Genomic DNA, 9,337 nt, shown 5'->3' with positions numbered 1-9,337 from the left:
TCAAATCAGAGAATTTTCAGACACAAAAAATCAAACTCACTCAGACGGATAGAGTCCGAAGTTAAAGTGATTTATTAAGAGTAAGATTTTTTCGGTATTACGAAGACGCATCTGCTATCGATTCAAGCAGGAGGGGAATAGGTGGAGAGTCGATCTGTAAGCCGGGTTCTGTCGAGGACAGTCATTCCTCTACGACGGCCATCACTGGACGCCTTTAGCAACCTACCCGGTTCCAACGCGGGCCGCGCCATATGGAACCCTATTTGGTCTTGCTCCGAGTGGGGTTTACCTAGCCACGAACTGTTACCAGTCGTGCGGTGCGCTCTTACCGCACCTTTTCACCCTTACCGGCACCGAAGTGCTTAGGCGGTTGTTTTCTGTGGCACTTTCCGTAGGCTCACGCCCCCCAGGCATTACCTGGCACTCTGCCCTATGGAGCCCGGACTTTCCTCCCCCCTCTTTTGCGAAACAAAAGAAGGCAGCGACTGTCCAATCGACTCTCCGCCGCAAAGGTTAACGGTAGAGGCCGCCAAGAACAAGCGATAAAACAATCAATATCACAGTGCCACTAATGGCCTTTCTGTTTTTCCAACGCAATCTGATACAAAACATTCTTGCGCACGCCGGTAATTTCCGCAGCCAGTGCCGCAGCGCGCTTGAGCGGCATCTCTGCCAGCAGCAAATCGAGCACGCGCATCACTTCGCCGCTGACCGCCTGCTCATCTTCCGGCGCACTCCAGCCAGATACCAACACCACGCACTCGCCACGTTGCTGATTACTGTCGGCCTCGACGAAGGCGCGCAACTCACCCAGCGGTAATCCCTTGAGGGTTTCGAAGGTCTTGGTCAACTCGCGCGCCAGCAATGCCGGGCGGTCGGCGCCAAAGATCTCTTCCATGTCTTGCAAGCACTCCAGGATCCGGTGCGGCGCTTCATAGAAGATCAGGGTGCGCGGCTCTTCCTTGACCAGGCTCAAGCGGGCCTTGCGCCCTACCGCCTTGGCCGGCAAGAAACCTTCGAAAATGAAACGATCCGACGGCAGGCCCGCGGCCGATAACGCTGCAATCAAGGCACACGCCCCAGGCACCGGTACGACCTGGACTCCCGCCGCCCGCGCCTGGCGCACCAGGTGGTAACCCGGGTCAGAAATCAGCGGCGTACCCGCATCCGAGATCAGCGCAACGCTGTCACCCGCCAACAAGCGAGTCAGAAAACGGCTGCCTTCATCGCGCTCGTTGTGCTCATGGCAGGCTGCCAGCGGGGTGTTGATTCCAAAATGCTGCAACAGGCGGATGGAGTGACGCGTGTCCTCGGCGGCAATAAGCGCGACATCGGCAAGTATCTTCAGCGCGCGCGCACTCATGTCATCCAGGTTGCCAATGGGCGTGGCCACCACGTAGAGCGTGCCAGCAGTGGAATGGGTAGCCCCTGGAACTTCAGTCACAACACACACCTGTCGTTTTGATCAAACCGCCATTGTAGCCCGACTGCCGGTAACAATGCGTCACCCACAATGTCGCTGCGGTGCGCTGCACGACCTATATTGAAGGATTCACGCCAGCAAGATCGCGCCCCGGCCAGCGCTTGGGTACAATTGCCAGTTAATTTGATCGAGTAACAGGACCCTTACATGATCGCTTGCCTGCGGCTGTTCACAGCCCTTTGCCTCGCCGCCCTGCTGGCAGCCTGCGCCAGTTCGCCCTCGTCGAGCCTTGGCGAACTGCCACGCACCCCGGACGCCAGCATCGAGCAACTGCTTGAACAGGCCGCCACCAGCAAGACACCGGAGCAAGCCGCCCTGCTGCGCCTGAGCGCAGCCGACCTGGCTTACCGACAAAAGGACAACGCTCAAGCCGCACGTATTCTTGAGCAGGTTCCGGTGGATCAACTCAAGCCGGCCCAGCAAATTTTCGCCAGCACCCTGAGCGCTGAACTGGCCATGGGTCGCAACCAGCCCAAGGCAGCACTGACCGCCCTGAGCCATCCAAGCATGTCCCGCCTGGGTGAGCTGCCAGACGACCAGCAAGTGCGCACCCGCAGCGTGCAGGCCAGTGTACTGGAGGCCAACGGCCAGCCCCTGGAAGCCGCCAAGGTCCGGGTGGAGCTCGCCCCCCTGCTCAGTGGCAACGCTGCCAGCAGCAACCAGGATGCCATCTGGAACCTGGTCGCCGCGCTGCCCAGCGAACAACTGCAAAGCGTCAGCACCGGCACCGACACCCTGGCCGGCTGGGCCAGCCTTGCCCTGGCAGTGAAGAGCGCCGGCACCCTGGAACAACAGCAGGCTGCCATCGATACCTGGCGCGGCCAGCACCCCGATCATCCCGCAGCGCTGCAACTGCCCCTGCCGCTGGTCAAACTCAAGGAGCTGGCCAGCCAGCCACTGAACAAGATTGCCCTGCTGCTGCCCCAGGAAGGTCAACTGGCCGGCGTCGCCCGCGCCCTGCGTGACGGCTTCATGGCAGCACACTTCCAGGCCCAGCAAGCCGGCCAGAAGCCGCCAACCATCGAAGTGTTCGACAGCTCCCGCCTGACCTCCCTGGATGACTTCTACCGCCAGGCCCAGGCCTCTGGCGTGCAACTGGTGGTCGGTCCTCTGGAAAAGCCACTGGTGAAAAAGCTCGCTGCCTACCCGCAGCTGCCTATCACCACCCTGGCCCTGAACTACAGCGATGCCGGCCAGAACGGCCCGCCCCAGCTGTTCCAGTTCGGCCTGGCCGCCGAAGACGAAGCCCGTGAAGTTTCGCGTCGCGCGCACGCCGACGGCATGGTTCGCGCCGTAGCACTGGTACCGCGTGGCGAATGGGGCGACCGCGTTCTCAAAGCCTTCCGCCAGGACTGGGAAGCCAAGGGCGGCACCCTGCTCGCCGCCGAGCACATCGACCAGCCTGTCGCCCTGGCCCAGCAAATCGCCGACCTGTTCCAGCTGCGCCAGAGCGAAGGCCGCGCCAAGAGCCTGCAAAACACCGTCGGCGGCGCCGTATCGGCCCAGCCGTCGCGTCGCCAGGACATCGACTTCATCTTCCTGGCCGCCACTCCACAGCAAGGCCAGCAGATCAAACCTACCCTGAACTTCCAGTACGCAGGCGACGTTCCGGTCTACGCCACCTCGCACCTGTACAGCGCCAGTGGCGACGTCAACCAGTACAACGACATGAACGGCATTCGCTTCTGCGAAACCCCATGGCTGCTCGACACCGGCAACAGCCTGCGCCAGCAAGTCGTCAGCCAGTGGCCACAAGCGGCCGGCAGCCTCGGTCGCCTGTACGCCATGGGTATCGACGCCTACAGCCTGGCCCCACGCCTGGGCCAGCTCAAGGCATTGCCAGACAACCGCATCGAAGGTTTTTCCGGCAGCCTCAGCATGAACCCGAGCCAGCGTATCGAACGCCAGTTGCCGTGGGCCGAATTTTCCGGCGGCCAGATCAAGCGCCTGCCAGATACCCCTCGCTGATGCCCGGCAGTTCGCCCCAGCACGCAGGCCAGGCCGCCGAACGGCACGCCCTTGAATACCTTCAAGGGCAAGGCCTGCGCCTGCTGGCGCAAAACTGGCGATGCAAACGCGGCGAGCTTGATCTGGTCATGCTCGACAGCGATACAGTAGTATTCGTCGAAGTCCGCTATCGATTGCATGCGGACTTTGGCGGAGCGCTCGGCAGTATCGACGGGCGCAAGCAGGACAAGCTGGTGCTAGCCGCCGAGACTTTTCTGCAAACGGAAACACGCTGGGCCAACCATCCCTGCCGTTTCGATGTAGTCGCCGTGCAAGGCAGAGGCCACTCGGGCCAGTCACTTCAATGGCTGAAAAATGCCATCGAACGCTGAGCCCGCCCCTGCACCTTTACCCCACTAACTTTTTTGCTCTTTGCTTCGCGGGCTGCACAGTCATGTGCCGGGACCCTTTCTGTACACTCCCGACACGCCCGACCAGCCGCCCTACTTAAGGTCTCACTGATGGACATGCAATCCCGAATTCGCCAGCTTTTCCAGGCCAGCATCAACACCAAGCAACAGGCGATGGAAGTCCTTGCACCGCACATCGAGCAGGCCAGTCAGGTCATGGTCAATGCACTGCTCAACGAAGGCAAGATGCTCGCCTGCGGCAATGGCGGCTCGGCCGGCGACGCCCAGCACTTCTCGTCCGAACTGCTCAACCGCTTCGAACGCGAGCGCCCAAGCCTGCCAGCCATCGCCCTGACCACCGACAGCTCGACCATCACCTCGATCGCCAACGACTACAGCTACAACGAGATCTTCTCCAAGCAGATCCGTGCCCTGGGCCAACCGGGCGATGTGTTGCTGGCGATTTCGACCAGCGGCAACTCGGCAAACATAATTCAGGCGATCCAGGCGGCACATGATCGCGAAATGATTGTCGTAGCTCTGACCGGACGCGACGGTGGCGGCATGGCCTCCCTGCTGCTGCCCGAAGACGTCGAGATCCGCGTACCGGCCAATGTCACCGCACGTATCCAGGAAGTCCACCTGCTGGCGATCCACTGCCTCTGCGACCTGATCGACAGCCAATTGTTCGGGAGTGAAGAATGACCCCTAACCGCCTCGGCCTGATGGCCCTGACCCTGTGCCTGAGCCTGACCGGCTGCAGCTCGGTCCTCACCGCCACCCGCGACACCCCGATCGAAGACGATCGCGGCACGCGCACCTTCGGCAGCAAGATCGATGACTCGCTTATCGAAACCAAGGTTGCCGTCAACGTCGCCAAGGCCAGCCCTGACCTGGACAAGAATTCGCATATCGTCGTCAGCAGCTACAACGGTATTGTCCTGCTCGCCGGCCAGACCCCTCGCGCCGACCTCAAGAGCCTGGCCGAACAGGCTGCAGGCCAGGTCCAGCGAGTGAAGAAAGTGCACAACGAACTGCAGGTGCTGCCACCCTCCTCGATCCTGGCGCGCAACAACGACGCCTGGCTGACCACCAAGATCAAGACCCAGATGCTGACCGACAACAGCATTCCCGGCTCGCGCATCAAGGTGATCACCGAGAACGGGATCGTCTATATGCTCGGCCTGCTGACCCAACAAGAAGCCACCCGCGCCACCAACCTGGTGCAGGGCGTGTCGGGCGTGCAAAAGATCGTCAAGCTGTTCGAATACATCGACTGATTTGTTAATTATCGCGGGGCAAGCCCGCCCCTACAGGAAATACCCATGAAAAACGGCCTGCTGTCGACCCTCTTGATCGGCGCCCTCGCCTCCCTGGCCGGCTGCTCCACCCCCAGCCTGATCACCCTCAATGACGGCCGCGAGTTCCAGGCAGTGGATGCCCCTCGCTTCGAGCGCAGCTCCGGCTTCTATGAGTTCGAGCAACTGGACGGCAAAGTCACCCGCGTCAACAAGGACCAGGTGCGCACCATCAGCGACCTGTAACCCGAACGGCGAACACAAAAAAGGCGATCCTTGTGGATCGCCTTTTTTGTTACTTCACAACCTTCAGGCTCGGACGCCCGCTAGGCCGCGGTGGTTGCCCACCCGGTGGGCCATCGTCATCGGGCTCGACGCTGTCGTCGTCTTCATACTCGTCGTCTTCGAGCACCGGCGGCTCGAGCTCGAAGACCATGCCCTGGCCGTTTTCCCGGGCGTATATGCCGAGAATTGCCCCGGCAGGCACGAACAGGGTGTGGGCAACCCCGCCAAAGCGCCCCTCGAAGCTCACAGCGTCGTTATCCATGTGCAGGTGACGTACGGCATTGGGTGAGATGTTCAGGACGATCTGACCGTCGCTGGCGAAGTTCTGGGGTACCTGTACCGCCGGGTACTCGGCATTGACCAGCATATGCGGGGTGCAGTCGTTGTCCACGATCCACTCATAGAGTGCACGTACCAAATAGGGGCGACTGGAGTTCATCGACAGCTCCTTAAAACCTAGCGCATTTCACGTTCAGCAGCGGACAGGCTCGCCTGGAAGGCCTCGCGGGCAAACTGTCGCTCCATGTAATCGAGCAACGGCTTGGCCGGCCGCGGCAGTTCAATACCCAACACCGGCAGGCGCCAGAGTATGGGCAGTAGACAACAATCGACCAGACTTTGCTCCTCACTGAGGAAACAAGGCTTGTCGGCAAACAACGCAGACACTCCGGTCAGGCTCTCGCGCAGCTCCTTGCGGGCCTGCACGCGGGCGGCTTCCTTGCTGCGCGGATCGAGAATCAGGTCGACCAGTGCGCACCAGTCGCGCTGGATGCGGTGGATCAACAGCCGGCTGTTGGCGCGCGCCACCGGATAGACCGGCAGCAACGGCGGATGCGGGTAACGCTCGTCGAGGTATTCCATCACCACCGTCGACTCGTAAAGCGCCAGGTCGCGATCGACCAGGGTCGGTACGCCGCCATAGGGGTTCACTTCGACCAGCTTGGGCGGCAGTCGACCGGGATCAACGTTGATGATCTCGACGCTGACACCCTTCTCGGCGAGAACGATGCGCACCCGATGAGAATAGTGGTCAGCGGGGTCGGAGTAGCAGGCTAACCGGTTGGTCACGCCCATAGTGGTCCTCCTCGCAGATGAAATTATAGAAGCTACAAATGCAAACGCGCCCTGCAGGCACCTCTGTTGTCCAGAGGCGCCCCAGGGCGCGTTCAACTACCAGAAACTACTGCGTGATCAGTGCACGTCCTTCCAGTATTCACGCTTGAGCAGATACGCGAACACGAAGAAGAAGGCCAGGTACAACAGCACGTAGGTACCGATGCGCTGGCTTTCCAGTTTGACCGGGTTGGCCGAGTAGGCCAGGAAGGTCACCAGGTTCTTGACCTTCTCGTCGAACTGCTCTTCGGTCAGGGTACCGGATTTCGGCTCCACGGTCAGCTGGTCGCACGCTTCATGTGTCAAAGGCGTGCCGGTCAGCGGGTCGTATTGCTTCTTGCCGTCGACCACGGTCTGCACCTGTTTGCAGCCAATCACCTGGTTGCCCTGCAGGCCAACCAGCACGTTCGGCATGCCCACGTTCGGGAAGACCTTGTTGTTCACGCCGTACGGACGCGATTTGTCTTCATAGAAGCTGCGCAGGTAGGTGTACAGCCAGTCGGTGCCACGAACCCGAGCGACCAGGGTCAGGTCCGGTGGCGCAGCGCCGAACCAGGTCTTGGCATCGTCAGGCTGCATGCCGATCTTCATGTGGTCGCCGATCTTGGCACCAGTGAACACCAGCTTCTCGAGCATCAGCTCGTGGGGAATGCCCAGGTCGTCTGCAACACGCTCGTAACGCTGGAACTTGGCGCTGTGGCAACCCATGCAATAGTTTGCGAAGGTTCGCGCGCCGTCCTGCATGGCGGCCTTGTCGGTCAGATCGATATCAACCTTGTCCAGTACCAGGCCGTGTTCGGCCGCGAAGGTCAACGAGGGCATCACTGCCAGGATCAATACTGCAAATAGCTTTTTCATCAGCCAGTCACCCTTTCCGGAACCGGTTTGGTCTTCTCAAGCCTGGTGTAGAACGGCATCAGAATGAAGTAGGCGAAATACAGGAAGGTGCAAACCTGCGACAGCAACGTACGGCCCGGGGTCGGTGCCAGTACACCCAGCACGCCGAGGATCACGAACGAAATGCAGAACACCAGCAGCCAGACCTTGCTCATCCAGCCCTTGTAGCGCATGGACTTGACCGGACTACGGTCGAGCCAAGGCAGCACGAACAGCACGGCAATCGCAGCACCCATGGCGATAACGCCCAGGAGCTTGTCTGGAACCGCCCGCAGAATCGCGTAGAACGGGGTGAAGTACCAGACCGGGGCAATGTGCTCAGGGGTCTTGAAGGCGTTGGCCTGTTCGAAGTTCGGCTTCTCCAGGAAGTAACCGCCCATTTCCGGGAAGAAGAACACCACGGCACAGAACACGAAGAGGAACACGACGACGCCGACGATATCCTTCACGGTGTAGTAAGGGTGGAAGGCGATGCCATCGAGCGGCACACCGTTCTCATCCTTGAGCTTCTTGATGTCAACGCCATCCGGGTTGTTCGAACCCACTTCGTGCAGCGCCAGGATGTGCAGCACCACCAGGCCGAGAATCACGATCGGCAGGGCCACCACGTGCAGGGCGAAGAAGCGGTTCAGGGTAATACCCGAGATCAGGTAGTCACCGCGGATCCACTGGGTCAGGTCATCGCCGATCACCGGGATGGCACCGAACAGCGAGATGATCACCTGGGCACCCCAGTACGACATCTGGCCCCACGGCAGCAGGTAGCCCATGAACGCTTCGGCCATCAGCGCCAGGTAGATCAGCATGCCGAATACCCAGACCAGTTCGCGTGGCTTCTGGTACGAGCCGTACAGCAGGCCACGGAACATGTGCAGGTAGACGACGATGAAGAACGCCGAAGCGCCGGTGGAGTGCAGGTAGCGTAGGATCCAGCCGTACTCGACGTCACGCATGATGTATTCGACCGAGGCGAATGCCTCTTCGGCCGACGGGGTGAAGCTCATGGTCAGCCAGACACCGGTAACGATCTGGTTGACCAGCACCAAGAGTGCCAGGGAGCCGAAAAAGTAGAAGAAGTTGAAGTTCTTCGGTGCGTAATACTTGCTGAGGTGGTCTTCCCACATCTTGGTCGCGGGGAAGCGGGCGTCAACCCAATCCATGAACTTACTCATCACGCGTTCTCCTGATCGACGCCGACGACAATGATGTCGTCCGACTCATAAGAGTGCGGCGGCACTGGCAGATTGAGCGGCGCCGGCTGGGACTTGTAGACGCGGCCGGCCAGGTCGTAGTGGGAACCGTGGCACGGACAGAAATAGCCGCCGACCCACTTGGGGCCCAGGTCCACAGGAGCAACTTCGGGACGGAAGGTTGGCGAGCAGCCCAGGTGGGTGCACAAACCGACCAGTACCAGGATCTCCGGCTTGATCGCGCGGTTTTCCGGGTTGACGTAGGTGGGCTGAACCGAAGCCTTGGACTCGGGATCGGAGAGGTCACCGGTGATCTTCTTGAGGTTGCCAAGGATCTCTTCGGTGCGACGGACGATGAAGACCGGCTGGCCACGCCATTCAGCAATCATCTGCTGGCCTGGCTCCACCTTGGCGATATTGACCTTCACCGGTGCACCTGCGGCTTTCGCCTTGGCACTGGGGAACCATGACCCCACGAACGGGACCGCAGCCCCCACCGCTCCTGCAGCACCCACCACGGATGTGGCTGCTACAAGGAAGCGACGCCGGCCTGCATTGACGCCGTCATTGCTCATTCAGTCCTCTCCCATCAGCTTTATGGCCTGTTACAACAGGCATCTACTAAGTAATTTCTGAACTGCTAAAAATTTGCCGCATGGTAATGAAAAGACCCTTCTCTGACAAGGTGATTAGCCATGGCAAAGGGCTGCATCC

General features: G+C 60.4%; 11 protein-coding genes and 1 other RNA gene. 5 read left to right on the top strand and 7 right to left on the bottom strand.

What is annotated here, in order from left to right; all coding sequences use genetic code 11:
• Positions 1–141: 141 nt before the first annotated feature.
• Positions 142–501, bottom strand: an RNA gene (gene rnpB / locus NPS58_RS08595) — RNase P RNA component class A.
• A 67-nt stretch (positions 502–568) separates the two neighbouring features.
• Complete coding sequence (gene rsmI, locus NPS58_RS08590) at positions 569–1,444, bottom strand: 16S rRNA (cytidine(1402)-2'-O)-methyltransferase (RefSeq protein WP_274115043.1); 876 nt, start codon at positions 1,442–1,444, stop codon at positions 569–571.
• A 186-nt stretch (positions 1,445–1,630) separates the two neighbouring features.
• On the opposite strand from rsmI, the gene NPS58_RS08585 reads away from it, so the two are divergent.
• From NPS58_RS08585 to NPS58_RS08565, 5 genes are all read left to right on the top strand, one after another.
• The gene (locus tag NPS58_RS08585; protein ID WP_274115042.1) at positions 1,631–3,451 is read left to right on the top strand and encodes a penicillin-binding protein activator; all 1,821 of its coding nucleotides are present in this window, start codon (positions 1,631–1,633) and stop codon (positions 3,449–3,451) included.
• Positions 3,451–3,822, top strand: coding sequence for a YraN family protein (locus NPS58_RS08580; RefSeq protein ID WP_274115041.1), 372 nt, complete (start codon positions 3,451–3,453; stop codon positions 3,820–3,822). The genes NPS58_RS08585 and NPS58_RS08580 overlap by 1 nt, the downstream gene beginning before the upstream one ends.
• A 129-nt stretch (positions 3,823–3,951) precedes the next feature.
• Positions 3,952–4,545, top strand: coding sequence for a phosphoheptose isomerase (locus NPS58_RS08575; RefSeq protein WP_026001179.1), 594 nt, complete (start codon positions 3,952–3,954; stop codon positions 4,543–4,545).
• Positions 4,542–5,120 (top strand): BON domain-containing protein, encoded by a 579-nt coding sequence (locus NPS58_RS08570; protein ID WP_028943278.1) that lies wholly within the window; start codon positions 4,542–4,544, stop codon positions 5,118–5,120. Before NPS58_RS08575 ends, NPS58_RS08570 begins: the two co-directional genes overlap by 4 nt.
• 45 nt (positions 5,121–5,165) lie before the next feature.
• Positions 5,166–5,384 carry a YgdI/YgdR family lipoprotein gene (locus NPS58_RS08565; protein ID WP_274115040.1) on the top strand — a complete coding sequence of 73 codons (219 nt, stop codon included), beginning with the start codon at positions 5,166–5,168 and terminating at the stop codon, positions 5,382–5,384.
• Between the two features lie 49 nt (positions 5,385–5,433).
• Here the strand turns inward: NPS58_RS08565 and NPS58_RS08560 are convergent, their stop codons facing one another.
• The 5 genes from NPS58_RS08560 to petA all read right to left on the bottom strand — a co-directional run bounded on the left by NPS58_RS08560 (position 5,434) and on the right by petA (position 9,198).
• Positions 5,434–5,862 (bottom strand): ClpXP protease specificity-enhancing factor, encoded by a 429-nt coding sequence (locus NPS58_RS08560; RefSeq protein WP_274115039.1) that lies wholly within the window; start codon positions 5,860–5,862, stop codon positions 5,434–5,436.
• Positions 5,863–5,879: 17 nt separating this feature from the next.
• A complete protein-coding gene (locus NPS58_RS08555) occupies positions 5,880–6,497 on the bottom strand; it encodes a glutathione S-transferase N-terminal domain-containing protein (protein ID WP_274115038.1) in 618 nt (205 codons plus the stop codon).
• Positions 6,498–6,614: 117 nt separating this feature from the next.
• A complete protein-coding gene (locus tag NPS58_RS08550; protein WP_274115037.1) occupies positions 6,615–7,394 on the bottom strand; it encodes a cytochrome c1 in 780 nt (259 codons plus the stop codon).
• Complete coding sequence (locus NPS58_RS08545; RefSeq protein WP_274115036.1) at positions 7,394–8,605, bottom strand: cytochrome b; 1,212 nt, start codon at positions 8,603–8,605, stop codon at positions 7,394–7,396. The genes NPS58_RS08550 and NPS58_RS08545 overlap by 1 nt, the downstream gene beginning before the upstream one ends.
• The gene (petA, locus tag NPS58_RS08540; protein WP_028943272.1) at positions 8,605–9,198 is read right to left on the bottom strand and encodes a ubiquinol-cytochrome c reductase iron-sulfur subunit; all 594 of its coding nucleotides are present in this window, start codon (positions 9,196–9,198) and stop codon (positions 8,605–8,607) included. Before petA ends, NPS58_RS08545 begins: the two co-directional genes overlap by 1 nt.
• Positions 9,199–9,337: the final 139 nt, after the last annotated feature.

Origin of the sequence: Pseudomonas putida (assembly GCF_028682455.1) — a bacterium.
Classification (GTDB): Bacteria; Pseudomonadota; Gammaproteobacteria; order Pseudomonadales; family Pseudomonadaceae; genus Aquipseudomonas; species Aquipseudomonas putida_AA.
Note: the sequence above shows the minus strand (reverse complement) of the source record. Positions and strands in the feature narration are given on the sequence as shown.